Origin of the sequence: Lysobacter sp. CCNWLW3 (assembly GCF_036697405.1) — a bacterium.
Taxonomy (GTDB): domain Bacteria; phylum Pseudomonadota; class Gammaproteobacteria; order Xanthomonadales; family Xanthomonadaceae; genus Lysobacter.
In genome coordinates this window covers 796,053-821,036 of sequence record NZ_JBAHWA010000001.1, presented here as the reverse complement: position 1 = coordinate 821,036, position 24,984 = coordinate 796,053, and the positions used below count along the sequence as shown (strand labels likewise).

Annotated in this window: 25 protein-coding genes and 1 tRNA gene; 23 read left to right on the top strand and 3 right to left on the bottom strand. The window is 68.7% G+C overall.

Annotation, left to right across the window (positions count from 1 at the left end; all coding sequences use genetic code 11):
* The first annotated feature begins 28 nt into the window (after positions 1–28).
* A complete protein-coding gene (truA, locus tag V1318_RS03695; RefSeq protein WP_332938337.1) occupies positions 29–823 on the top strand; it encodes a tRNA pseudouridine(38-40) synthase TruA in 795 nt (264 codons plus the stop codon).
* On the top strand, positions 820–1,491 hold the full coding sequence (locus V1318_RS03690; RefSeq protein ID WP_332937781.1) for a phosphoribosylanthranilate isomerase: 672 nt from the start codon (positions 820–822) through the stop codon (positions 1,489–1,491). The genes truA and V1318_RS03690 overlap by 4 nt, the downstream gene beginning before the upstream one ends.
* Positions 1,492–1,690: 199 nt before the next feature.
* On the opposite strand, the gene V1318_RS03685 is transcribed toward V1318_RS03690, so the two are convergent.
* The gene (locus V1318_RS03685) at positions 1,691–2,581 is read right to left on the bottom strand and encodes a LysR family transcriptional regulator (protein WP_332937780.1); all 891 of its coding nucleotides are present in this window, start codon (positions 2,579–2,581) and stop codon (positions 1,691–1,693) included.
* 87 nt (positions 2,582–2,668) lie between these two features.
* Here V1318_RS03685 and trpB point away from each other — a divergent pair, with 87 nt between their 5' ends.
* From trpB to V1318_RS03660, 5 genes are all read left to right on the top strand, one after another.
* Positions 2,669–3,892: a tryptophan synthase subunit beta gene (gene trpB, locus V1318_RS03680; RefSeq protein WP_332938336.1), complete on the top strand. Its 1,224-nt coding sequence runs from the start codon at positions 2,669–2,671 to the stop codon at positions 3,890–3,892.
* A gap of 145 nt (positions 3,893–4,037) precedes the next feature.
* Positions 4,038–4,835, top strand: a complete 798-nt coding sequence (gene trpA, locus V1318_RS03675) for a tryptophan synthase subunit alpha (RefSeq protein ID WP_332937778.1) — start codon at positions 4,038–4,040, stop codon at positions 4,833–4,835.
* Between the two features lie 126 nt (positions 4,836–4,961).
* A complete protein-coding gene (accD, locus tag V1318_RS03670; protein WP_332937776.1) occupies positions 4,962–5,864 on the top strand; it encodes an acetyl-CoA carboxylase, carboxyltransferase subunit beta in 903 nt (300 codons plus the stop codon).
* A complete protein-coding gene (gene glmM, locus V1318_RS03665; protein ID WP_332937774.1) occupies positions 5,861–7,204 on the top strand; it encodes a phosphoglucosamine mutase in 1,344 nt (447 codons plus the stop codon). The genes accD and glmM overlap by 4 nt, the downstream gene beginning before the upstream one ends.
* 16 nt (positions 7,205–7,220) lie before the next feature.
* Positions 7,221–8,159 carry a 2-oxoglutarate and iron-dependent oxygenase domain-containing protein gene (locus V1318_RS03660; RefSeq protein WP_332937772.1) on the top strand — a complete coding sequence of 313 codons (939 nt, stop codon included), beginning with the start codon at positions 7,221–7,223 and terminating at the stop codon, positions 8,157–8,159.
* A 188-nt stretch (positions 8,160–8,347) separates the two neighbouring features.
* Here the strand turns inward: V1318_RS03660 and V1318_RS03655 are convergent, their stop codons facing one another.
* Both V1318_RS03655 and V1318_RS03650 read right to left on the bottom strand, forming a co-directional pair.
* The gene (locus V1318_RS03655; RefSeq protein ID WP_332937770.1) at positions 8,348–8,881 is read right to left on the bottom strand and encodes a DNA-deoxyinosine glycosylase; all 534 of its coding nucleotides are present in this window, start codon (positions 8,879–8,881) and stop codon (positions 8,348–8,350) included.
* Entirely contained in the window at positions 8,878–9,684 is an 807-nt protein-coding gene (locus V1318_RS03650; protein ID WP_332937768.1) for an SDR family oxidoreductase, read from the bottom strand. The genes V1318_RS03655 and V1318_RS03650 overlap by 4 nt, the downstream gene beginning before the upstream one ends.
* A gap of 92 nt (positions 9,685–9,776) precedes the next feature.
* Here V1318_RS03650 and tpiA point away from each other — a divergent pair, with 92 nt between their 5' ends.
* From tpiA to V1318_RS03570, 16 genes are all read left to right on the top strand, one after another.
* Positions 9,777–10,529, top strand: a complete 753-nt coding sequence (gene tpiA, locus V1318_RS03645; RefSeq protein ID WP_332937766.1) for a triose-phosphate isomerase — start codon at positions 9,777–9,779, stop codon at positions 10,527–10,529.
* A gap of 57 nt (positions 10,530–10,586) precedes the next feature.
* Positions 10,587–11,078 carry a preprotein translocase subunit SecG gene (secG, locus tag V1318_RS03640; RefSeq protein WP_332937764.1) on the top strand — a complete coding sequence of 164 codons (492 nt, stop codon included), beginning with the start codon at positions 10,587–10,589 and terminating at the stop codon, positions 11,076–11,078.
* 127 nt (positions 11,079–11,205) lie between these two features.
* Positions 11,206–11,290: transfer RNA gene (locus V1318_RS03635), tRNA-Leu, on the top strand.
* A 146-nt stretch (positions 11,291–11,436) separates the two neighbouring features.
* Positions 11,437–11,793 carry an NADH-quinone oxidoreductase subunit A gene (locus V1318_RS03630; RefSeq protein ID WP_332937762.1) on the top strand — a complete coding sequence of 119 codons (357 nt, stop codon included), beginning with the start codon at positions 11,437–11,439 and terminating at the stop codon, positions 11,791–11,793.
* Entirely contained in the window at positions 11,784–12,368 is a 585-nt protein-coding gene (locus V1318_RS03625; protein ID WP_055899751.1) for an NADH-quinone oxidoreductase subunit B, read from the top strand. Before V1318_RS03630 ends, V1318_RS03625 begins: the two co-directional genes overlap by 10 nt.
* A 1-nt stretch (position 12,369) precedes the next feature.
* Complete coding sequence (locus V1318_RS03620; RefSeq protein ID WP_332937758.1) at positions 12,370–13,098, top strand: NADH-quinone oxidoreductase subunit C; 729 nt, start codon at positions 12,370–12,372, stop codon at positions 13,096–13,098.
* Positions 13,095–14,396 carry an NADH-quinone oxidoreductase subunit D gene (locus V1318_RS03615; protein ID WP_332937756.1) on the top strand — a complete coding sequence of 434 codons (1,302 nt, stop codon included), beginning with the start codon at positions 13,095–13,097 and terminating at the stop codon, positions 14,394–14,396. The genes V1318_RS03620 and V1318_RS03615 overlap by 4 nt, the downstream gene beginning before the upstream one ends.
* Before the next feature lie 151 nt (positions 14,397–14,547).
* The gene (gene nuoE, locus V1318_RS03610; RefSeq protein ID WP_332937754.1) at positions 14,548–15,075 is read left to right on the top strand and encodes an NADH-quinone oxidoreductase subunit NuoE; all 528 of its coding nucleotides are present in this window, start codon (positions 14,548–14,550) and stop codon (positions 15,073–15,075) included.
* A gap of 11 nt (positions 15,076–15,086) precedes the next feature.
* Entirely contained in the window at positions 15,087–16,454 is a 1,368-nt protein-coding gene (nuoF, locus tag V1318_RS03605; protein ID WP_332937752.1) for an NADH-quinone oxidoreductase subunit NuoF, read from the top strand.
* Entirely contained in the window at positions 16,451–18,682 is a 2,232-nt protein-coding gene (gene nuoG / locus V1318_RS03600) for an NADH-quinone oxidoreductase subunit NuoG (RefSeq protein WP_332937751.1), read from the top strand. The genes nuoF and nuoG overlap by 4 nt, the downstream gene beginning before the upstream one ends.
* Before the next feature lie 15 nt (positions 18,683–18,697).
* Positions 18,698–19,762 carry an NADH-quinone oxidoreductase subunit NuoH gene (gene nuoH, locus V1318_RS03595; protein WP_332937750.1) on the top strand — a complete coding sequence of 355 codons (1,065 nt, stop codon included), beginning with the start codon at positions 18,698–18,700 and terminating at the stop codon, positions 19,760–19,762.
* 17 nt (positions 19,763–19,779) lie between these two features.
* Positions 19,780–20,268, top strand: a complete 489-nt coding sequence (nuoI, locus tag V1318_RS03590; RefSeq protein WP_332937749.1) for an NADH-quinone oxidoreductase subunit NuoI — start codon at positions 19,780–19,782, stop codon at positions 20,266–20,268.
* Positions 20,269–20,277: 9 nt separating this feature from the next.
* Positions 20,278–20,913 carry an NADH-quinone oxidoreductase subunit J gene (locus tag V1318_RS03585; protein WP_332937748.1) on the top strand — a complete coding sequence of 212 codons (636 nt, stop codon included), beginning with the start codon at positions 20,278–20,280 and terminating at the stop codon, positions 20,911–20,913.
* Positions 20,914–20,954: 41 nt separating this feature from the next.
* A complete protein-coding gene (nuoK, locus tag V1318_RS03580; RefSeq protein WP_200944187.1) occupies positions 20,955–21,251 on the top strand; it encodes an NADH-quinone oxidoreductase subunit NuoK in 297 nt (98 codons plus the stop codon).
* 5 nt (positions 21,252–21,256) lie between these two features.
* Positions 21,257–23,410, top strand: a complete 2,154-nt coding sequence (gene nuoL, locus V1318_RS03575) for an NADH-quinone oxidoreductase subunit L (RefSeq protein ID WP_332937747.1) — start codon at positions 21,257–21,259, stop codon at positions 23,408–23,410.
* 50 nt (positions 23,411–23,460) lie between these two features.
* Entirely contained in the window at positions 23,461–24,984 is a 1,524-nt protein-coding gene (locus tag V1318_RS03570) for an NADH-quinone oxidoreductase subunit M (protein WP_332938332.1), read from the top strand.

Sequence of the window (24,984 nt, the reverse complement as noted above, 5' to 3'; positions counted from 1 at the left end):
GGATTCGGCGCACCAGGGTCCGGCCGCGCTGCGCCGCTACGCCTTGGGCATCGAATACGACGGCGGCGAATTCTCCGGCTGGCAGCGCCTGAGCCGGCCGGGCGAGCCCGATCTGCGCGGCGAGCCCACGGTGCAGGGCGCGGTCGAGGAGGCGCTGTCCTTCGTCGCCGGCCGCCAGATCGACGTGACCTGCGCCGGCCGCACCGACGCCGGCGTGCATGCGTCCTGCCAGGTGGTGCATTTCGACGGCCCGGCCGAACGCGCGCCGCGCGGCTGGGTGCTGGGCACGACTTCGCGCCTGCCGCCGTCGGTGTGCGTGCGTTGGTGCGTGCCGGTCGCCGACGACTTCCATGCGCGCTTCTCCGCGCGTGCGCGCCGCTACCGCTACCGCATCCTCAACCGGCCGGTGCGGCCGGCGCTGCAACGCCAGTACCTGAGCTGGGAGCGCCGTCCGCTCGACGCCGACGCCATGCACCGCGCCGCCCAGGCGCTGCTGGGCGAGAACGACTTCTCGGCCTTCCGCACCGTGCACTGCCAGGCCCCGCACGCGCGCCGCGAGCTGCAATACATCGCGGTGCGCCGCGACGGCGACATCGTCGAGATGGAAGTGCAGGCCAACGCCTTCCTGCATCACATGGTGCGCAACATCGTCGGCAGCCTGCTGCCGGTGGGACGCGGCGAGCGGCCCGAGGAATGGATCGCGCAACTGCTGGCCGGGCGCGACCGCACCGTGGCCGGGCCCACCGCGCCTTCGGCGGGGCTGGTGTTCGTCGGTCCGCGCTACCCTGCGGACTGGCGACTGCCCGCGGAGGTATGCCTGTGAGCCACGCGCCCAAGACCCTGTTCCGCACCCGCATCAAGTTCTGCGGCTTCACCCGCCCCGGCGACGTGCGCCTGGCCTGCGAACTCGGCGCCGATGCGATCGGCTTCGTCTTCGCCGAGACCAGCAAGCGCCGGGTCGAGGCCGAAGAGGCGCGCGCGATGCGCCAGGCGCTGGCGCCGCTGGTCGATGCGGTGGCCTTGTTCATGGACAACCCGGCCGAGCAGGTGCGCGAGGTCGTGCGCCAGGTCCGGCCCAGCCTGCTGCAGTTCCACGGCGGCGAAAACGATGCCTTCTGCCGTTCGTTCGGCGTGCCCTATATGAAGGCCGTGGCGATGGGCGGAGGCGGCGATCCCGCGGCGGCGCAGGGCCTGGCCCTGCACGCGCGCTATCCGGCCGCGGCCGGCTTCCTGCTCGACAGCCACGTCGCCGGCGGCAGCGGCGGCAGCGGCCAGACTTTCGACTGGTCGCGGATTCCGGCCGGCATGCACAAACCCTACCTGCTCGCCGGCGGGCTGGTGCCCGACAACGTCTACGAAGCGATCCTGGCCACCCGGCCCTGGGGCGTGGATGTGTCCAGCGGCATCGAAAGCGCACCCGGCCGCAAGGACGGCGAGCTGATGCGGCGCTTCGTCGAGGAAGTGCGGCGCGCGGATTGCCACGGCGGCTGAAGGGCCGCCTGCGCTGGCCGTCTGCGGGAGCGGTCGTTGTTTGTGGAAGCGACGTGAGTCGCGATCGGAGTACCGGGATCCCGAAGTTCTGCGGCGATCTGCGACCGCGCATCGCGACTCACGTCGCTCCCACAGAAAACATGCGGAGTGCTTCCGGCCGAAGCGCGGAGCCTGCGCCGTCAACAGCGCACGGCCGCGCTCAATCCTGCGCCAGCGCCTCGCCCAGCCACGTCGCCAACTCCGCCACCCGCGCATCCTCGCGCCTGCGCGGCGCCGCCAAGACCCAGCGCGCATCGGTGTCGACGAAGCCCCAGGGCGCCAGCAGGCGCCCGGCGGCCAGATCCTCGGCCACCAGCGGTTGCGGCGCGATCGCCACGCCCAGGCCGGCATTGGCCGCTTCCAGCAGGTAGTACAGATGGGCGAAGCCGGTGCCCGGGCGCAGCGAGGCCGGGTCCAGGCCGACCCGCGCGGCCCAGTCGCTCCAGGCCTGCGGTCGCGAGGCGGTGTGCAGCAATTCCGTCGCGCTCAAGGCCTGCGGCGCGGCCGAGGCCAGCGCCGCGGCGCCGGGCCAGCGCGGGCTCAGCACCGGGCCGATGCGCTCCACCGCGAGTTCGCGCACCGTCCAGTCGGCGGGCCAGGGCGGCGCGGCGATCAACACGGCGGCGTCCAAACCGGCCAGGGCGGCGTCGGGGGCGGTGTCGTTGGCGGCCAGATGCAGACGCAGCGCCGGGCGCTCGCGCGCTAGCCGGTCCAGGCGCGGAATCATCCAGCGCGCCAGCACGCTGCCGGGGCAGCCCAGCACCAGCGGCGCCTGCTCCGGCCGCCGCTGCAACTCGGCCCAGGCCGCGCGCAGCGGCGCGAAACCCTCGGCGGCGGCCTCGTACAGCCGCTGTCCGGCCGGCGTCAGGGCCAGGCCGCGGCCCTCGCGCAGGAACAGGGCCGCGCCCAGCGCGTCCTCCAGCACGCGCAACTGGCGGCTGACCGCGCCGTGGGTCACGTGCAGCTCGGCCGCGGCGCGGCCGACGCCGTCCAGCCGCGCCACCGCCTCGAAGGCGCGCAGGGCGTTGAGCGGGGGCAGGGCGCGGCTCATGCGATAGGTGAGTTTTTCTGACGGGTCGGTCCTATTTTATGCGCTATAGGCCCCTCTTGCTTGCGATAAAGTGGCGGCACTCCCCGAATCCGTCCCGCCGTGACCGCCATTACCGATTACCACGCCTATCCGGACGCCTCCGGGCACTTCGGCCGTTACGGCGGCCGCTTCGTCGCCGAGACCCTGATCGGCCCGCTCGAGGAACTGGCTGCGGCCTACGACGCCGCCCGCGTCGATCCGGCCTTCATCGAAGCCTTCGACCGCGACCTGGCCCACTACGTCGGCCGGCCCAGCCCGATCTATCACGCCCAGCGCCTGAGCGACGAGGTCGGTGGCGCCCGCATCCTGCTCAAGCGCGAGGATCTGAACCACACCGGCGCGCACAAGATCAACAACACCATCGGCCAGGCCCTGCTGGCCAGCCGCATGGGCAAGACCCGGATCATCGCCGAGACCGGCGCCGGCCAGCACGGCGTCGCCAGCGCCACCGTGGCCGCGCGCCTGGGCCTGGAATGCGTGGTCTACATGGGCGCGACCGACATCGAGCGCCAGAAGATCAACGTCTACCGCATGAAGCTGCTGGGCGCGACCGTGGTGCCGGTGACCAGCGGCTCGGCCACGCTCAAGGACGCGCTCAACGAGGCCATGCGCGACTGGGTCACCAACGTGCGCGACACCTTCTACATCATCGGCACGGTCGCCGGCCCCGACCCGTATCCGCGCATGGTGCGCGACTTCAACGCCATCGTCGGGCGCGAGGCGAGGGCGCAGATGCTGGCCGAATACGGCGTCCTGCCCGACGCGATCACCGCCTGCGTCGGTGGCGGCAGCAATGCGATCGGCCTGTTCCGCGCCTTCCTCAACGACCCCTCGGTGCGCATCGTCGGCGCCGAGGCGGCGGGCGAGGGCATCGCCAGCGGCCACCACGCCGCTTCGCTGGCCGCCGGCCGTCCCGGCGTGCTGCACGGCAACCGCACCTACGTGCTGTGCGACGACGAAGGCCAGATCATCGAAACCCATTCGGTCTCCGCCGGCCTGGACTACCCCGGCGTCGGCCCCGAGCACGCCTTCCTCAAGGACGCCGGCCGCGCCGAATACGTCGGCGTCAGCGACGACGAGGCCCTGGCGGCGTTCCACCAGCTCGCGCGCACCGAGGGCATCCTGGCCGCGCTGGAATCCAGCCACGCCATCGCCCAGGCGGTGAAGCTGGCGCGGGCCATGCCCAAGGACCAAATCGTGTTGTGCAATCTGTCCGGGCGCGGCGACAAGGACGTGCATACGATCGCCGGCCGCGAAGGCATCGTGTTTTGATTTTTTGCCTTCTCCCCTGGGAGAAGGTGCCCGTAGGGCGGATGAGGGTCCGGCGCGAGTACGGCGCCGCGCATTCGCGCCGAACCCTCACCCCAACCCCTCTCCCAGTGGGAGAGGGGCTACCAGCAGAAAGCGCAGCCACCGCATGAACCGCATCGACACCCGCTTCGCCGCGCTCAAGGCGCATAGCCGCAAGGCCCTGGTCCCGTTCGTCACCGCCGGCGATCCCTCGCTGGAGGCGACCGTGCCGGTGATGCACGCGCTGGCCGCCGCCGGCGCCGACGTGATCGAGCTGGGGGTGCCATTCTCCGACCCGATGGCCGACGGCCCGACCATCCAGCGCAGTTCCGAGCGCGCGATCGCGCGCGGCGCCGGTCTGTCCTACGCGCTGCGCTGCGTGAGCGAGTTCCGCCAGCGCGACGATACGACCCCGGTGGTGCTGATGGGCTACCTCAACCCGATCGAGATCCGCGGCAGCGCGCGCTTCGCCGCCGAAGCGGTCGCGGCCGGCGTCGACGGCGTGCTGCTGGTCGACCTGCCGCCGGAGGAGGCCGCCGAGCTGCGCGCCGCCTTCGCCGCCGCGGGCCTGCAGTTGATCCTGCTGGCCTCGCCGACCACCACCGACGCGCGCCTGGCGCTGCTCTGCGACGACGCCCAGGGCTATCTCTATTACGTCAGCTTCGCCGGCGTGACCGGCGCCGACCGCCTCGACGCGGTCGCCGCCAATCGGCGCCTGAGCGAGATCCGCCAACGCAGCCGGGTGCCGGTGGTGGCTGGCTTCGGCATCAAGGACGCTGCCAGCGCCAGCGCGATGGCGCGCGAGGCCGAGGGCGTGGTGGTGGGCAGCGCCCTGGTCGCGGCGATCGCCGAGACCGACGTCGAAGGCGCGGTCGCGGCGGCCGCCGCGTTCCTGACGCCGCTGCGACAGGCGCTGGACGCCTAGATCCGCGTTCGGGGCTCGCCCCTGCCTGGGCCAAACCCGGCTGCGCTAAACTGACCCGCTAGGCCGGGTTCCGCCACGGACCGTGGACCGGCACCCTTAGCAGCCTGAACGGGAAAAACGCACCGCATGTCCTGGCTCAAAAAACTCATGCCCGGCAGCCGCACCGGCATCCGCACCGACTCCGCCGGCGCCAACAAGCGCCGCAGCGTGCCCGAAGGGCTGTGGGAGAAGTGCGACCGCTGCGGCGCCGTGCTCTACCGGCCCGAGCTCGAGGAAAACCTCGAGGTCTGCCCCAAGTGCAGCTTCCACATGCCGATCCGCGGCCGGGTGCGCCTGAACGCCCTGTTCGACCCCGGCAGCACCAGCGAGATCGGCGCCGAGCTGGGCCCGACCGACGTGCTCAAGTTCAAGGACCAGAAGAAGTACTCCGACCGCATCAAGGCCGCGCAGAAAGCCACCGGCGAGCGCGACGCCCTGATCGCGATGCGCGGCACCCTCAAGCAGCGCCCGCTGGTGGCCTGTTCGTTCGACTTCGCCTACATGGGCGGTTCGATGGGCTCGGTGGTCGGCGAGCGCTTCGCGCGCGCGGCCGAAGCCGCGCTGGAGATCGGCTGCCCCTTCGTCTGCTTCTCCGCCAGCGGCGGCGCGCGCATGCAGGAAAGCCTGTTCTCGCTGATGCAGATGGCCAAGACCTCGGCCGCGCTCGGGCGCCTGCGCGAGGCCGGCCTGCCCTACATCTCGGTGATGACCCATCCCACCACCGGCGGCGTCTCGGCCTCGTTCGCGATGCTGGGCGACATCAACATGGCCGAACCCGAGGCCCTGATCGGCTTCGCCGGCCCGCGCGTGATCGAGCAGACCGTGCGCGAGAAGCTGCCCGAAGGCTTCCAGCGCAGCGAGTTCCTGGTCGCCCACGGCGCGATCGACCAGATCTGCGACCGCCGCGAACTGCGCGAACGCCTGGCCCATCTGCTGGCCCTGCTGATGAAGCAGCCGCAGCCGGAAGACGATGCGGAGGCCGCCGCTTGAGCCGCAAGTACTTCGGCACCGACGGCATCCGCGGCCGCGTCGGCGAAGGCGTGATTTCGGCCGATTTCGTCCTCCGCCTGGGCAACGCCTACGGCCACGCCCTGGCGCGCCGCGACTGGCGCAACCCGGTGGTGATCATCGGCAAGGACACCCGCATCTCCAACTACATGTTCGAGGCCGCCCTCGAAGCCGGCCTGGTCGCGGCCGGCGTCGACGTGCAGCTGATGGGGCCGATGCCGACCCCGGCCGTCGCCCACCTGACCCATTCGATGCGCGCCGACGGCGGCATCGTGATTTCCGCCTCGCACAACCCGCACTACGACAACGGCATCAAGTTCTTCTCGGCCGAAGGCGAGAAGCTGGACGACGCCACCGAACTGGCGATCGAGGCCGCGCTGGAGCAGCCGTTCCGCACCGTGCCCTCCGAGCAATTGGGCAAGGCGGTACGCACCCGCGACGCGCTGGGCCGCTACATCGAGGCCTGCAAGGGCTCGGTGCCCAAGGGCTTCGACCTGGGCGGCATGCGCATCGCCATGGACTGCGCCAACGGCGCCACCTACCAGCTCGGCCCGCTGGTGCTGCGCGAGCTGGGCGCGCGCGTGGACGCGATCGGCATCGATCCCAACGGCCTGAACATCAACGACGGCGTCGGCTCGACCCATCCGGAAACCCTGGCCGAGCGGGTCAGGGCCAGCGGCGCGGATCTGGGCATCGCCTTCGACGGCGACGGCGACCGGGTCCTGTTCGTCGACGGCGACGGCACCGTGCGCGACGGCGACGACCTGCTGTACGTGCTGGCCTGCGATTGGCAGGACAGCGGCCGCCTGCGCGGCCCGGTGGTCGGCACGCTGATGACCAACTATGCCCTGGAACGCGCGTTCCAGCAGCGCGGCATCGGCTTCTTCCGCGCCAAGGTCGGCGACCGCTACGTGCACCAGCAGCTGATCGCCCACGACGCGGTGCTCGGCGGCGAGGCCTCCGGCCACCTGCTGTGCCTGGACCGCGCCAGCACCGGCGACGGTATCGTCAGCGCCCTGCAGGTGCTGGAAGTGCTGCGGCGCCGCGGCGTCGGCCTGGCCCAGGCCCTGCAGGGCTTCGTCAAAGTGCCGCAGAAAACCATCAACGTGCGCTACGAAGGCAGCGCCAGGCCGGCCGAAGCGCCGGCGGTGCAGGCCGCGCTGGCGCAGGCGCAGACCGCCGTGGCCGGCCGCGGCCGCGCCTTCCTGCGGCCCTCCGGCACCGAGCCGGTGGTGCGCGTGACCGTCGAGGCGGACGATCGTCAACTGATGTTGGACACGCTGCAGCGCCTGGCCGAAGCCGTGCGCGCGGCGGCGCAATGAACCTACGAGACCAGATATGACCTCTCAGATTCCGACCCTGGACATCCGCCGCTTCGACACCGACCGCGAGGCCTTCGTGGCCGAGCTCGGCGCGGCCTACCGCGAGTGGGGCTTCGCCGGCATCCGCGGCCACGGCATTCCGGCCGAGCAGATCGACCAGTCCTACGACCTGTTCAAGCGCTTCTTCGCCCTGCCGGAAGAAACCAAGCGCAAGTACCACGTGCCCGGCAGCGGCGGCGCGCGCGGTTACACCCCGTTCGGCGTCGAAACCGCCAAGGACTCCAAGCACTTCGATCTCAAGGAGTTCTGGCACGTCGGCCGCGAGATTCCGCGCGACTCCAAGTACGCCGCCGAGATGCCGGCCAATCTGTGGCCGGAGGAAATCCCGGAGTTCCGCGAGCAGGCCTACGGCCTGTACCAGGCCCTGGACAATCTGGGCTCGCGCGTGCTCAGCGCGCTGGCCCTGCATCTGGGCCTGGCGGAGAACTATTTCGCCGACAAGACCGACTCGGGCAATTCGATTCTGCGGCCGATCCACTACCCGCCGATCACCGCCGACAACATTCCCAACGAGCGCGCCGGCGCGCACGAGGACATCAACCTGATCACGCTGCTGGTCGGGGCGAGCTCGGAAGGCCTGGAAGTGAAGTCGCGCAAGGGCGAGTGGGTGCCGTTCACCGCCGACGCCGACACCATCGTGGTCAACATCGGCGACATGCTGCAGCGCCTGACCAACCACGTGTACCCCTCGACCACCCACCGCGTGGTCAACCCGCCGGGCGAGAAGGCGCGCCAGCCGCGCTACTCGACGCCGTTCTTCCTGCACCCGAATCCGGACTTCCTGATCGACGTGCTGCCCTCGACGATTACCCCGGACAACCCCAAGCGTTACCCGGAGCCGATCACCGCGCAGGGCTATCTGGAAGAGCGTCTGCGCGAGATCAAGCTGAAGTAAGTCGGCGCATTCACGCGATGGAAGAATGGCCCGGGGCAGCCCGGGCCACTGCGTTTGAGGCCAGGGGCGGGGCGGCGCCGGCGCTCGATCGCGACTTACGTCGCTCCCACAGAGAGCCCGTAGTCGCGCTGCCTTTCGTGGGAGCGACGTAAGTCGCGATCGAGCTCCACGGACAGACGCATCCAGCCCTAGCCTGAATCGGCCACCGCGATCCCCGCCTCGAGCAAGCCCTCCCGCCAAGCCGTCAGCTTCGCCTCGGGCCGGTGCGAGGCATTGGCCGGACTGGTCGAAGGCAGCCTGCGCAGCGCGGGCAGGGGCGCCGCCAAGCCCGGCAGCACCAGCCGGCGGAAGCTGGTCTCGGCCTGCGCGCCGTTGAACAGCACCGTCGCCACGCGCGGATGGGCGGCGAAGAAGCCCGCGAAATCGTTGGCCTGCGGGGCCCGGATCGCCGTGTCCAGGCTGCCGACGCGTTCGCAGCTGGCGAGCACGTCCCATAGCGCGATGCCCGCGTCCAGCAGCCGTTGCAGCCGCTGCTCGTAGGGCAGGGCGGGCGCCGCGCCGACCAGCTCGCCCATGATCGGCCAGAACCGGTTGTGCGGATGCGCGTAGTAGCGCGCCTCCGCCAGCGAGGCCTCGCCCGGCATGCTGCCCAGCACCAGCACGCGCGCGTCGGCCGCCGCCACCGGCGCGAAACTGCGCAACCGCGCGCCGCCGGCGCTCATTCGGCGTCGCGGAAATCGCCGGCGCGGCGGGCGACCAGGGCGGTCGCGACGCGCTCGGGCAAGACCTTGGTCAAACCGGCGACGATCTTGTTGGCGGTGCCGGTGATGCAGCGCGCATCGCCGCGCTCGACCGCATCCACGCCCAGGCGCGCCACCGTGTCGGCGTCCAGCCACAGCCACTTGGGCAGGCGCGAGATCCGCTCGCGCATGCCGTTGACGTCGTGGAACTCGGTGTAGGTGAAGCCCGGGCAGAGCGCGGTCACGTGCACGCCGCGCGGCCGGCTTTCCAGCGCCAGCGACTGGCTGAAGCGGATCACGAAGCTCTTGGCCGCCCCGTACAGGGTATGCCCGGCCGAGGGCGGCGCCAGCCCCGCCAGCGAGGCGATGTTGAGGATGCGGCCGTGGCCGCGCCGTTCCATCTCGGGCAGGTAGCGATGGGTCAATTCCGCGACCGCGGTCACCATCACCTGCAGGAAATCGGCATGGACCTTCCAGTCGTCGGCGAGGTAGCGTCCGGGCACGCCGTAGCCGGCGTTGTTGACCAGGTGGCCGATCGCCAGGCCGCGCCGGCGGGTTTCGGCCTGCAGCCGCGCCGGCGCGGCGGGGTCGGCCAGATCGGCGGCGATCACTTCCACCGCGACGCGGTCGCGCAGTTCGGCCGCCAGGGCCTGCAGGCGCTCCTCGCGGCGCGCGGTCAGCACCAGCGGCACGCCGCGGCGCGCGTATTCGCGGGCGAGGGCGGCGCCGATGCCGGCGGAGGCGCCCGTGATCAGGGCGTAGGGGGTGTTTGCGGTTTCGGGCATGGAGGGCTTCGTTGCCGGTCGTGTCGGGGGACCCCGCCGTGCGCGGCGCGGGGCTGCGGTAAACTTGCGTCCTTTCGTACCACGGAGTGGCCATGCGCCGCAGGATCGTCGCCGGAAACTGGAAGCTGCACGGCAGCCGCGAGTTCGCCTTCGGGTTGCTGGACCAGGTCGCCGCCGCCGCGGCGCCAGCCGGGGTCGAGCGCATCATCCTGCCGCCGCTGCCCTACCTGGGCGAGCTGATCGAGCACTACGCCGGGCGCGGCCTGGACTTCGGCGCGCAGGACGTGAGCAGCAACGAGAAGGGCGCCTATACCGGCGAGGTCTCGGCCTCGATGCTCAAGGACGTGGGCGCTCGCTACGGCCTGGTCGGCCATTCCGAGCGCCGCCAGTACCACGCCGAGAGCAGCGAACTGGTCGCGCGCAAGTTCGCCGCCGCCAAGGCCGCCGGCCTGGTGCCGATCCTGTGCGTGGGCGAAACCCTGAGCGAACGCGAGGATGGCCAAACCGAGTACCGCCTGCAGGAGCAGCTGGGCCCGGTCCTGGACCTGCTCGGCGTGGCCGCCCTGGAAGGCGCGATCCTGGCTTACGAGCCGGTCTGGGCGATCGGCACCGGCAAGACCGCCAGCCCGGAGCAGGCGCAGGCCGTGCACGCATTCATTCGTAGCGAAATCGCCGGACACGATGCTAGAATTGCTGGCTCGCTACCCATTCTGTACGGCGGTAGCGTGAAGGCCGACAATGCCGCCGCGCTGTTTTCCCAGCCCGACGTCGACGGCGGCCTGGTCGGCGGGGCCTCCCTGGTCGCCGCCGATTTCAACGCCATCGCAGCCGCGGCGGCGCCCTGACGAACTTTCGGGCCCGCCCGACGGTCGTCACAACGTAGCCAAAGAAAGAATTCGACGATGCTGTTGTTGATTCTCAACGTCATCTATGTGCTGATCGCGATCACCATGGTCGCGCTGATCCTGATGCAACGCGGCGCGGGCGCGCAGGCGGGCTCGGGCTTTGGCGGCGGCGCTTCGGCGACCGTTTTCGGCGCCCGCGGTTCGTCCAACTTCCTGTCCAAGACCACCAAGTGGCTGGCGGTGTTGTTCTTCGCGATCAGCCTGTTCATGGCCTGGCAGGCCTCGCGTGGCGCTGCTGGCGGTGCCGCTCCGGCCTCGCAGGACGCCGGCCTGGCCGCCGATATCGCCAATACCCCGGCCAAGCCGGCCGCCGGCGCCACGGTGCCCAGCGCTCCGGCGCAGGCGACCCCGGCCGCTCCGGCCTCGACGGTGCCCAGCGCGCCGGCGACCGCCGCGCCGCAGGCGCCGGCCGCCAGCGGGTCCACGGTTCCAGCCGCTCCGGCCCCGCAGCAGGCCCCGCCGCAGTCGCAACCGGCTTCGGGCGGCTGACAAAGCGCGGTAACATAGTGCAATGCGTTCAGCGGCCCGGAACGGACGACCGGGGCGCGGTCAGCAATGACCGAAAGGGCTTCGCGCGGTACCGACGAAGCAACGGCCAGGATGGCCAGGTTTGATTGCCCAGATGGCGGAATTGGTAGACGCACTACCTTGAGGTGGTAGCGACGCAAGTCGTGGGGGTTCGAGTCCCCCTTTGGGCACCACACCTAAACTGCAGCAACACGCACCAACTACCCGAGGTGCGGCACGCACGGCGGGCCGCGCCACTGGCCTGATCGGCATTCCGAACAGGACCATACCGCCGAGCCAAGGCTGCGGAAACGCGGCCAAGTAGCCGAGAGAACACCGAGTGCTGGCCGAATACCTGCCGACCCTGCTGTTCCTGATCGTCGCCAGCGTCATTGGCGTCGCCCTGTTGGTGGTAGGCAATACGCTCGGGCCCAAGCGCCCGACGTTGGAGAAACTGTCTCCCTACGAATGCGGCTTCGAGGCCTTCGAGGCCGCGCGCATGCAATTCGACGTGCGCTACTACCTCATCGCCATCCAGTTCATCATTTTCGATCTGGAAATCATCTTCATCGTGCCCTGGGCCACCGTGTTTCGCGAACTCGGTCCGGTCGGCCTGATCGAGATGGGCATTTTCGCCAGCATGCTCCTGCTCGGCTTCGTCTACGTCTGGAAGAAGGGAGCGCTCGAATGGGAGTGATCCAAACCGTCAGCGACACCGTTTCGGGCCTGATGCACAACCCGATCCCGGAAGGCCGCCTCGACGACATCCTGCGCCCGGAAGGCGAGAACCCGCTGCTGCAGCAGGGTTTCGTCACCACCAATCTGGACACGCTCTGGAACTGGGCCCGCACCGGCTCGATGTGGCCGATGACCTTCGGCCTGGCCTGCTGCGCGGTCGAGATGATGCACGCCGGCGCCTCGCGCCTGGACCTGGACCGCTACGGCGTGGTGTTCCGCCCGTCGCCGCGCCAGTCCGACGTGATGATCGTGGCCGGCACCCTGGTCAACAAGATGGCCCCTGCCCTGCGCAAGGTCTACGACCAGATGCCCGACCCCAAGTGGGTGATCTCGATGGGCAGCTGCGCCAACGGCGGCGGCTACTACCACTATTCCTACGCGGTGGTGCGCGGTTGCGACCGCGTGGTGCCGGTCGACGTGTACGTGCCGGGTTGCCCGCCGACCGCCGAGGCGCTGGTCTACGGCATCCTGCAGTTGCAGCGCAAGATCCGCCGCGGCACCAACTTCGGCGAGCACAAGCAGGGCATGCGCTGACATGAGCGAGACCGTGAACGCTTTCGCCGATCGCCTGCGCGCCCGTTTTCCGGGCGCCTCCGTCGTCGTCGCCCTGCCGCGCGGCGAAGTGACGCTGGAAACCGGCGCCGCCGACTGGCTGGACGCGGCGCGCGCGCTGCGCGACGAGTTCGGCTTCGAGCAATGCGTCGACGTCAGCGGCGTCGACTACCTCAGCTACGGCAGCGACGAGTGGGACACCGACGTGTCCTCGGAAGGCTTCTCGCGCGGCGTCGAGGGCAAGAGCGCCGGCCGCTTCGTCTGGGGCGAGTCGCCCAACGGCGAAGCCACCGCGCCCGCACGCCGCTACGCCGCGGTCGCCCACCTGCTGTCGTACCAGCACAACCGCCGCCTGCGCCTGCGCGCCTTCGCGCAGAACGACGACCTGCCGACCGTGTCTTCGCTGACCTCGATCTGGCCGGGCGTGAACTGGTTCGAGCGCGAGGCCTTCGACCTGTTCGGCATCATCTTCGAAGGTCACCCGGACCTGCGCCGCATCCTCACCGACTACGGTTTCGTCGGCCACCCGTTCCGCAAGGACTTCCCGCTGATCGGCAACGTCGAAGTGCGTTACGACCCCGACAAGCGCCGCGTGGTCTACGAACCGGTGTCGATCGAGCCGCGCGTGGGCGTGCCGCGCGTGATCCGCGACGACGCCCGTTACCAGACCGCCGCCGGCGAAGCCGCGCAGCGCTCGGAGGTGAAGAAGTGAGCGCACAACCGCCGGGCAAGGCCAGCGCGACCTCGGGCCTCAACAACGCCGAGATCCGCAACTACACCCTGAACTTCGGTCCCCAGCATCCGGCCGCGCACGGCGTGCTGCGCCTGATCCTGGAAATGGACGGCGAAGTCGTGCAGCGCGCCGATCCGCACATCGGCCTGCTCCATCGCGGCACCGAGAAGCTGGCCGAGTCCAAGCCCTTCAACCAGTCGATCGGCTACATGGATCGCCTGGACTACGTGTCGATGATGTGCAACGAGCACGCTTACGTGCGCGCGATCGAAACCCTGCTGGGGATCGAGGCGCCGGAGCGCGCGCAGTACATCCGCACCATGTTCGACGAGATCACCCGCATCCTGAACCACCTGATGTGGGTGGGTTCCAACGCGCTCGACCTGGGCGCGATGGCGGTGTTCCTGTACGCCTTCCGCGAGCGCGAAGAGCTGATGGACTGCTACGAGGCGGTCAGCGGCGCGCGCATGCACGCGGCCTACTACCGCCCGGGCGGCGTCTACCGCGACCTGCCGGACCGCATGCCCAAGTACCGCGAATCGCCGTGGAAGAAGGGCGCCAGCCTCAAGCGCTTCAACGAATGGCGCGAAGGCTCGCTGCTGGACTACCTGGACGCGTTCACCAACGACTTCCCCAAGCGCGTCGACGAGTACGAGACCCTGCTCACCGACAACCGCATCTGGAAGCAGCGCACCGTCGGCGTGGGCGTGGTCTCGCCGGAACAGGCGCTGGCCTGGGGCATGACCGGGCCGATGGTCCGCGGCTCCGGCATCGCCTGGGACCTGCGCAAGAAGCAGCCCTACGCCAAGTACGCCGAAGTGGATTTCGACATCCCCGTCGGCGTCAACGGCGACTGCTACGACCGCTATCTGGTCCGGATCGCGGAAATGCGCGAGTCCAACCGCATCATCAAGCAGTGCGTGAATTGGCTGAAGGTCAATCCGGGCCCCGTCATCGTCGACAACTTCAAGGTCGCGCCGCCCAAGCGCGAGGAAATGAAGGACGACATGGAAGCCCTGATCCACCACTTCAAGCTGTTCTCCGAGGGCTACTGCGTGCCCGCCGGCGAGACCTATGCCGCGGTCGAGGCGCCCAAGGGCGAGTTCGCCTGCTACCTGGTCTCCGACGGCGCCAACAAGCCGTTCCGCTGCAAGCTGCGTGCGCCGGGTTTCGCGCACCTGTCTTCGATGGACGAGATCGTGAAGGGTCACATGCTGGCCGACGTGGTGGCCATGATCGGCACCTACGACGTCGTGTTCGGCGAGATCGACCGATGAATCCGGGAATCGGGAATCGGGAATGGGGAATCGGCGAAGCTCTGGCTGCCGGAATCGGCGCCGGGCATAAGCGGGTGGCTTACCTCGTTCCCTTGTCTTTCCGCTCCTCGCGATTCCCTATTCCCTATTCCCGATTTCCGGCTTCACCTCTATGAAAGCGACTGGCAATTTCGAAACCGCGCAGCATGTCGATCCGATGGCGGTGCTGTCGGACAAGACGCGCGCGCATATCGATCACTGGCTGAGCAAGTTTCCGCCGGACCGTAAGCGTTCGGCGGTGCTGCAGGGCCTGCACGCCGCGCAGGAGCAGAACGGCGGCTGGCTGAGCGACGAGCTGATCGCTGCGGTCGCCAAGTACCTGGGCCTGCCGCCGGTGTGGGCCTACGAGGTCGCGAGCTTCTATTCGATGTTCGAGACCGAGAAGGTCGGCCGCCACAACGTCGCCTTCTGCACCAACATCAGCTGCTGGCTCAACGGCGCCGAGGACCTGGTCCGGCACGCCGAAAAGAAGCTGGGCTGCAAGCTCGGCGAGTCCACGGCCGACGGCCGCATCTTCCTCAAGCGCGAGGAGGAATGCCTGGCCGCGTGCTGCGGCGCGCCGGTGGTCGTCGTCAACGGTCATTACCGCGAGAAGCTCGACACCGCCAAGGTGGACGAGATTCTCGACGGGCTGAAGTGAGGCAGGGCCAGATGGCGCACCACGATCACCACGACTATTCCCAGGGCTACGGTCCGGTCGGCCCGGCTCCGCAGGAGCATCAGGTCGTCTACACGACCCTGCATTTCGATACGCCCTGGTCGTACGAGAACTATCTCAAGACCGGCGGCTACGCGGCGCTGCGCAAGATCCTGAGCGAGAAGATCGATCCGGCCCAGGTGGTCGACATGGTCAAGGGTTCGGGCCTGCGCGGCCGCGGCGGCGCGGGTTTCCCGACCGGCCTGAAGTGGAGCTTCATGCCCAAGGGCAGCGGTACCCAGAAGTACATCCTGTGCAACTCGGACGAGTCCGAGCCGGGCACCGCCAAGGACCGCGACATCCTGCGCTACAACCCGCACGCGGTGGTGGAGGGCATGGCGATCGCCTGCTACGCCACCGGTTCGACCGTGGCCTACAACTACCTGCGCGGCGAATTCCATCACGAGCCGTTCGAGCATTTCGAGCAGGCGCTGAAGGAAGCCTACGAGCACGGCTGGTTGGGCAAGAACGTGCTGGGCAGCGGCATCGACATCGACATCTACGGCGCGCTCGGCGCCGGCGCCTACATCTGCGGCGAAGAAACCGCGCTGATGGAGTCGCTGGAGGGCAAGAAGGGCCAGCCGCGCTACAAGCCGCCGTTCCCGGCCAACTTCGGCCTGTTCGGCAAGCCGACCACGATCAACAACACCGAGACCTACGCCTCGGTGCCGGCGATCATCCGCAACGGCGCCGAGTGGTTCCTCAACCTCGGCAAGCCCAACAACGGCGGTCCCAAGATCTTCTCGGTGTCCGGCCACGTCGCCAAGCCGGGCAACTTCGAGATCCGTCTGGGCACGCCGTTCGCCGACCTGCTGGAGATGGCCGGCGGCATGCGCGAGGGCCGCAAGCTCAAGGCGGTGATCCCGGGCGGTTCCTCGATGCCGGTGCTGCCGGGCGAGACCATGATGGGGCTGACCATGGATTACGACGCGATCCAGAAGGCCGGTTCCGGCCTCGGCTCGGGCGCGGTGATCGTGATGGACGAGACCACCTGCATGGTCCGCGCCTGCCAGCGCATCGCGCGCTTCTATTTCAAGGAAAGCTGCGGCCAGTGCACGCCCTGCCGCGAAGGCACCGGCTGGATGTACCGCATGCTGACCCGCATCGTCGAGAAGCAGGCCACGCTGGAAGACCTGCAGATGCTGCGCGCCGCCGCCGGCCAGATCGAGGGCCACACCATCTGCGCCTTCGGCGAAGCCGCGGCGTGGCCGGTGCAGGGTTTCCTGCGCCACTACTGGAACGAGTTCGAGTACGCGATCGTGAACAAGCGTTTCCTGGTCGACGATGAAGCCGCAGGCACGGTGGAGAAGGTAGCCGCATGAGTGCGCAGCCCGTAAACCCGAACCTGCCGCCGGACCACGTCACCGTCTTCATCGACGGCGTCGAGATGGCCGCGCCCAAGGGCTCGATGATCATCCAGGCCGCGGACAAGGCCGGTATCCCGATCCCGCGTTTTTGCTACCACGACAAGCTCAGCATCGCGGCCAACTGCCGCATGTGCCTGGTCGAAGTCGAGAAGATGCCCAAGCCCGCGCCGGCCTGCGCCACGCCGGTGATGGACGGCATGAAGGTCGTCACCCGCAGCGAGAAGGCGCTGAAGTCGCAGCGCAACGTGATGGAATTCCTGCTGGTCAATCATCCGCTGGACTGCCCGATCTGCGATCAGGGCGGCGAGTGCGAGTTGCAGGACCTGTCGATGGGCTACGGCCGCTCGGTCAGCCGCTTCGCCGAGCGCAAGCGCGTGGTGCCCGACGAAGACATGGGCCCGCTGGTCGCCACCGAGATGACCCGCTGCATCCAGTGCACGCGCTGCGTGCGCTTCACCGCGGAAGTCGCCGGCACCTACGAGCTGGGCGGCATGTACCGCGGCGAGAACCTGCAGATCGGCACCTACGACGGCAAGCCGCTGACCACCGAGCTGTCCGGCAACGTGATCGACGTCTGCCCGGTCGGCGCGCTGACCAACAAGGTGTTCCAGTTCCAGGCCCGTCCCTGGGAACTGACCGCGCGCGAATCGCTGGGCTACCACGACGCGCTGGGCAGCAACCTGTTCCTGCACGTGCGCCGCGGCGACGTGCTGCGCAGCGTTCCGCGCGACAACGAAGCCGTCAACGAATGCTGGCTGTCGGACCGCGATCGCTATTCGCACCAGGGCCTGTACGCCGAAGACCGCGCGACCGCGCCGATGGTCAAGGACGGCGGCGAGTGGCGCGAGACCACCTGGGAGGACGCGCTGGCGCGCGCCGCCAAGATCCTGCGCGACAACGGCGCCGACGCGCTGGGCGTGCTCGCCCATCCGGCGACCTCGAACGAGGAGGGCGCGCTGCTCGCGCGCCTGGCCGGCGCCCTGGGCACCGGCAACCTGGATCACCGCATCGCCCAGCACGACCTGTCCGACGCCGCCGTCGCCGAAGCCTTCGCGATGCCGGTCGCCGAGCTGTCGCAGGCCGACGTGATCGTGATCGTGGGCAGCAACCTGCGCCACGAACTGCCGCTCGCGCACCAGCGCGTGCGCAAGGCCTGGACCCGCGGCGCCAAGGTGCACGTGGTCAATCCGGTCGACTTCGACTTCACCTTCGACATCGCCGGCAAGCACATCGTCGCGCCGTCGCAGCTGGCCGCGGCGCTCGCCGACGCCGGCCTGCGCGACGCCGCCAAGGCCGGCAGCCGCGTCGCGATCGTGCTCGGCGCCTTGGCCGAGAACGGTCCGCACGCGTCCGCGATCCGCGCCGCCGCGGCCGATTTCGCCGCCGCCACCGGCGCCGCGCTGTGCCGCATCCCGCAGGGCGCCAACGCGCTGGGCCTGAGCCGCCACGGCGTGCTGCCGAGCGCGCGCGACGCCCAGGGCATGCTCGCCGACGCGCGCGGCGCTTACCTGATCTACGGCATCGAGCCGGGCCTGGACTTCGCCGACACCGCCGTCGCGCTGAAAGCGCTGGGCCAGGCCCAGGTGGTCGCTTTCAGTCACTACGCCTGCCGTTCGACCCTCGCGGTCGCCGACGTGATCCTGCCGATCGGCCTGCTGCCGGAAATCGACGCCAGCCTGACCAACCTCGACGGTCGCGACCAGGGCGCCAGCGCCGGCGGCAAGCTGCCGGGCCAGGCACGCGCCGGCTGGCGCGTGCTGCGCGCGCTGGGCGGCGAGCTCGGCGCCGCCGGCTTCGACTTCACCGACCTGGCCGGTTTGCGCGCCGGCATCCAGCCGCGTTCGTTCAAGCCGGCCGCCGGCAAGGCCGCCAACGCGGCGGGCGAGGGCTTCGAAGTCGCCGCCAGCATCGCGATCTATCGTAGCGACGCCACCGTGCGCCGCTCGGCCGCGCTGCAGTCGCATCCGCTCAATCTCGCACCGCGCGCGGTGCTGCATCCGCTCGACGCGCAGGCCGCCGGCCTGGCCGACGGCGTGGTCGGCAAGTTCGCCGCCGCCGCCGGCACCGCCACCCTGCCGGTCGCCACCAGCGACAAGGTCGCACGCGGCACGGTCTGGATCGAAAGCGGCCACGGCGCCACCGCGCCGCTCGGCGCCAGCCGCGTCCAGGCGGGGAGGGCTTAAGCCATGACGGACGGTATGTTCACTACCCAACTGGTCGACCCGACCCGCGAATGGTTCCTGTCGTTCGGCAACGCCGGCGCGGTCGCCTGGATCGTGCTGAAGATCCTGCTGATCGCCATGCCGGTGATCATCACGGTCGCGTTCTACGTGGTCTGGGAGCGCAAGCTGATCGGTTGGATGCACGTGCGCCGCGGTCCGATGTACGTCGGCATGGGCATCCTCCAGGCCTTCGCGGACGTGTTCAAGCTGCTGTTCAAGGAAGTGATCCAACCGGCCCGCGCCGAGCCCTTCCTGTACAAGCTGGCGCCGCTGCTGACCCTGGCGCCCGCGTTCGCGGCCTGGGCGGTGGTGCCCTTCGACGCGCAGGCGGTGCTGTCCAACGCCAACGCCGGCCTGCTGTACCTGCTGGCGATGACCTCGCTGGGCGTGTACGGCATCATCCTGGCCGGCTGGGCCTCGAACTCGAAGTACGCCTTCCTCGGCGCGATGCGCGCTGCGGCCCAGGTCGTGTCCTACGAGATCGCGATGGGCTTCGCCATGGTCGGCGTGATGGTCGGCGCCGGCAGCCTCAATCTCACCCAGATCGTGATGGCGCAGTCCGGCAACGCCGGCGCGCTGGAATGGTTCGTGGTGCCGATGCTGCCGCTGTTCGTGGTGTACTTCATCTCCGGCGTGGCCGAGACCAACCGCGCGCCGTTCGACGTGGTCGAGGGCGAATCGGAAATCGTCGCCGGCCACATGGTCGAGTATTCGGGTTCGGCGTTCGCGCTGTTCTTCCTGGCCGAATACGCGAACATGATCCTGATCAGCTTCCTGACCTCGATCTTCTTCCTCGGCGGCTGGCTGAGCCCGTTCCAGGGCCTGGGCATTCCGTTCCTCTCGGTCGACGGCTGGTGGTGGCTGTTCGCGAAGGTGTTCTTCTTCGCCAGCTGCTTCATCTGGTTCCGCGCCTCGTTCCCGCGCTACCGCTACGACCAGATCATGCGGCTGGGCTGGAAGGTGTTCATTCCGCTGACCATCGCCTGGATCTGCGTGGTCGCCGTCATGGCGTACTACAAAGTGTTCCTGCCGAACGTGTAAGGACAGGCCTCTTCGATATGAATCGCATCGTTTCCTACTTCAAGAGCCTGCTCCTGATCGAGCTCGCGCAGGGCCTTGGGCTGACGCTCAAGTACCTGTTCAAGCCCAAGTACACGCTGATGTACCCGATGGAGAAGACGCCGCAGTCGCCGCGCTTCCGCGGCGTGCACGCCTTGCGCCGCTATCCCAACGGGGAAGAGCGCTGCATCGCCTGCAAGCTGTGCGAGGCCGTGTGTCCCGCGCTGGCGATCACCATCGACTCGACCAAGCGCGAGGACGGCACCCGCCGCACCACGCGTTACGACATCGACCTGTTCAAGTGCATCTTCTGCGGATTCTGCGAGGAGTCCTGCCCGGTCGACTCCATCGTCGAGACCCACATCCACGAATACCACTTCGACCAGCGCGGACAGAACATCGTCACCAAGCAGCAGCTGCTGGCGATCGGCGACCGTCTCGAATCCGAGATCGCCGAGCGCCGCGCTGCCGACGCCGCCTTCCGCTGAGTATTTGATATGGATCTCGCCCAGATCGCCTTCTTCGTCTTCGCCTTCGCGGCCACGGCCGCCGCGGTGGCGGTGATCAGCGTCAAGAACCCGGTGCACGCCGCGCTCAGCCTGGTGCTGACCTTTTTCTCGGTCGCCTGCGTGTGGATCATCGCCGGCGCCGAGTTCCTCGGCGTGGCCCTGATCCTGGTCTACGTCGGCGCGGTGATGGTGCTGTTCCTGTTCGTGGTGATGATGCTCGACATCGACGTTGCGCCTCTGCGCGAGGGCTACGTGCGCTATCTGCCGGTCGGCCTGCTGGTCGCGGTGGTGATGCTGGTCGAGATGCTGACCCTGATCGGGGTCAAGGCCAACGTCGCCACGCCGCTGACCGCCGACGCCTCCGGCGGCGAGAACACCGCCTGGCTGGCGCGCGCGCTGTTCACCGATTTCCTGCTGCCGTTCGAGGTCGCCGCGGTGATCCTGACCGTGGCGGTGATCGCGGCGGTGATGCTGACCCTGCGCCGCCGTCCGGGCGCCAAGCACCAGAACCCGTCGGAGCAGGCGCGCGTGCGCGCCGGCGACCGCCTGCGCATGGTCAAGATGGACGCGGTCAAGCCGCCGCCGCCCGAACCCGAAGCGCCCGTCGAGGAGGCCAAGCCGTGAGCGAATTCTTCGGCACATTCTTTTCTGGAGCCGGCCTGGCCCTGGGCCACTACCTCGCGCTGGGCGCGGTGCTGTTCTGCATCAGCGTCGCCGGCATCTTCCTCAACCGCAAGAACGTGATCGTGCTGCTGATGTCGATCGAGCTGATGCTGCTCGCCGTCAACATCAACTTCGTCGCGTTCTCGCGCCAGCTGGCCGACCCGGCCGGTCAGGTGTTCGTGTTCTTCATCCTGACCGTCGCCGCCGCCGAGGCCGCCATCGGCCTGGCGATCCTGGTCACGCTGTTCCGCAACCGGCGCACGATCAACGTCGCTGAAATCGACTCGATGAAGGGCTGACCGGCATGCAACCCGTCGTACTCTCCAAGTCCGTCCTGCTCGCGATCGTGCTCGCGCCCCTGCTGGGCGCGATCGTCGCCGGTCTGTTCCGGCGCCAGGTCGGCCGCGCCGGCTCGCACACCGTCACCATCCTCGGCGTCGCGGTCAGCTGCGCGCTGTCGTGCTACGTGCTGTGGCAGCTGGTGGCGCAGGCCGCGCTGCCGTTCAACGAGAACCTCTACACCTGGTTCCAGGTCGGCGGCATCGAGGCCAACGTCGGCTTCATGATCGACAAGCTGACCGCGATGATGATGGTGGTGGTCACCTTCGTCTCGCTGCTGGTGCACATCTACACCATCGGCTACATGGCCGAGGACCCGGGCTACCAGCGCTTCTTCAGCTACATCTCGCTGTTCACCTTCTCGATGCTCATGCTGGTCATGAGCAACAACTTCCTGCAGCTGTTCTTCGGCTGGGAAGCGGTGGGCCTGGTGTCGTACCTGCTGATCGGCTTCTGGTTCAAGCGCCCGACCGCGGTGTTCGCCAACCTCAAGGCCTTCCTGGTCAACCGCGTCGGCGACTTCGGCTTCCTGCTGGGCATCGCCGGCGTGCTGTGGGCGACCGGTTCGCTGGACTACGGCGTGGTCTTCGCCAAGGCCGGCGAGATCGCCAGCCGCACCATCGGCATCTGGGGCGGCAGCTTCAGCCTGTTCGGCCAAAGCTGGCAGGTCACCGCCGAGCCGGTGGTCTGGTCGGCCGCGACCGCGATCTGCATCTGCCTGTTCATCGGCGCCATGGGCAAGTCGGCGCAGGTGCCGCTGCACGTGTGGCTGCCGGACTCGATGGAAGGCCCGACCCCGATCTCGGCGCTGATCCACGCCGCGACGATGGTGACCGCGGGCATCTTCATGGTCGCGCGCATGTCGCCGCTGTTCGAGCTGTCGCACACCGCGCTCAACTTCGTGCTGTTCATCGGCGCCACCACCGCCTTCTGGACCGGCCTGATGGGCATCGTCCAGAACGACATCAAGCGCGTGGTCGCGTACTCGACCCTGTCGCAGCTGGGCTACATGACCGTGGCGCTGGGCGTGTCGGCCTACTCGTCGGCGGTCTACCACCTGATGACCCACGCCTTCTTCAAGGCGCTGCTGTTCCTGGCCGCGGGCTCGGTGATCATCGGTATGCACCACGAGCAGGACATGCGCAAGATGGGCGGCCTGCGCAAGTACATGCCGATCACCTACTGGACCAGCCTGCTCGGCACGCTGGCCCTGGTCGGCACGCCGTTCTTCGCCGGTTTCTACTCGAAGGACACCATCATCGAGGCCGCGCACCACGCCGCCAGCGGCGCGCACGCGACCTGGGTCTCGCAGTACGCCTATTGGGCGGTGCTGCTGGGCGCCTTCGTCACCGCGTTCTACAGCTTCCGTCTGCTCTACCTGACCTTCCACGGCAAGGAGCGTTTCCGCGACGCCCACGCCGATCACGGTCACGGCGCGCATCACGATGCCCACGATTCGCATGCCCATGACGAGCATGCGCACGACGACCACGGCCACCACGGCGCGCACGAGCCGCACGAGTCGCCCTGGGTGGTGACCCTGCCGCTGATCCTGCTGGCGATCCCGTCGGTGCTGATCGGTTACTTCACCGCCGGGCCGATGCTGTTCGGCACCGATTGGGCCGGCCACGTCCAGCAGCTGCCGTTCTTCCTCGGCGCGATCGATCTCGAACCGGCGCGCGACACCATCGCCCTGGTCGGCAAGGAGGCCTGGCACGGCCCGCTGAAGTTCGCGCTGCACGGCTTCACCGCGCCCGCGTTCTGGCTGGCCTTCTCCGGCTTCGCCCTGGCCACGGTCATGTACTGGTGGAAGCCCGAGCTGCCCGCCAAGGCGCGCAAGCTGTTCGCCTGGCCGGTGCACGTGCTCGAAGAGAAGTACTACTTCGACAAGCTCTGGATCGAAGGCTTCGCCGGCGGCGGCGTGCGCCTGGGCAAGGCCTCGCGCGAGGTCGACAGCCGCGTCATCGACGGCGGCATCGTCGAGGGCAGCGCGCGCGTGGTCGACTTCGTCGCCGGGATCGTGCGCCGCGCGCAATCCGGTTATCTCTATCACTATGCCTTCGCGATGATCCTCGGCCTGATTGCACTGCTGGCCGTGCTGATTCGTTACTGGCGCTAACAGACAAGGACCGAGACGTGAGCCCCGAGCCCTTGCAGAGCACCGTACCCTTGCTTAGCACCTACTTGCTCTCCGCGATCATCTGGCTGCCGATAGTCGGCGGCCTGGCCACCCTGGCGTTCGGCAACCAGCGCGCCGGTTCCGCGCGCTGGTTCGCGCTGGCCGTCGGCCTGGTGACGTTGGTCCTGAGCGTGCTGCTGTTCACCGGTTTCGACCCGGCCAACGCCGGCATGCAGTTCATCGAGGACCGGGCCTGGATCCCGGCCTACGACATCCGCTACCACCTCGGCGCGGACGGCATCTCGGTGGCCCTGATCGGCCTGACCACCCTGGTCACCGTGCTGGTGCTGATCAGCGCCTGGGGCTCGGTCGACAAGCGCGTGAGCCAGTACTACGCCGCCTTCCTGGTGCTGGAGGGCCTGATGGTGGGCGTGTTCTCGGCCATGGACGCGATGCTGTTCTACGTGTTCTTCGAGGGCATGCTGATCCCGATGTTCATCATCATCGGCGTATGGGGCGGCCCGCGCCGCGTCTACGCCGCGGTGAAGTTCTTCCTGTACACCTTCCTCGGCTCGGTGTTCATGCTGGTCGGGTTGATCTACCTGTACCTGAAGAGCGGCAGCTGGCAGCTGGCCGACTGGTATCCGCTGTCGCTGACCGCGACCGAGCAGATGTGGTTGTTCTTCGGGTTCCTGATCGCCTTCGCGGTCAAGGTGCCGATGTTCCCGGTGCATACCTGGTTGCCGGACGCGCACGTCGAGGCGCCGACCGCCGGTTCGGTGATCCTGGCCGCGATCATGCTGAAGATCGGCGGCTATGGCTTCCTGCGCTTCACCCTGCCGGTGGTACCGGACGCGGGGCAGGAGTGGGCCTGGCTGGTGATCGCGCTGAGCCTGATCGCGGTGGTCTACGTCGGCCTGGTCGCCCTGGTCCAGGACGACATGAAGAAGCTGATCGCGTACTCGTCGGTCTCGCACATGGGCTTCGTCACCCTGGGTACCTTCATTTCCTTCGCCCTGGTGCGCGACTACGGCAACGCCGACGCCGCCCGCCTGGGCCTGCAGGGCGCGATGGTGCAGATGATCAGCCACGGCTTCGTGTCGGGCGCGATGTTCACCTGCGTGGGCGTGCTCTACGACCGCATGCACAGCCGCATGATCAAGGATTACGGCGGTGTGGCCAACGTGATGCCCTGGTTCGCCGCGTTCGTGGTGCTGTTCGCGATGGCCAACTCCGGCCTGCCGGGCACCTCGGGTTTCGTCGGCGAGTTCATGGTGATCCTGGCCGCGTTCCAGAAGCATCCGATGATCGGTTTCGCCGCGGCGACCACCCTGATCATCGGCGCCGCCTACACCCTGTGGCTGGTCAAGCGCACGATCTGGGGCGAGGTCGGCAACGCCCATGTCGCCGAGCTGGAAGACATCAACCCGCGCGAGGCCCTGGTGCTGGGCGTGTTCGCCGCCGGCGTGTTGCTGCTGGGCATCTGGCCCAAGCCGCTGACCGACCTGATGGAACCGGCGATCGCCAACCTGGCGACGCAGATCGCCACCTCCAAGCTGCAGATGGGGCTGTAA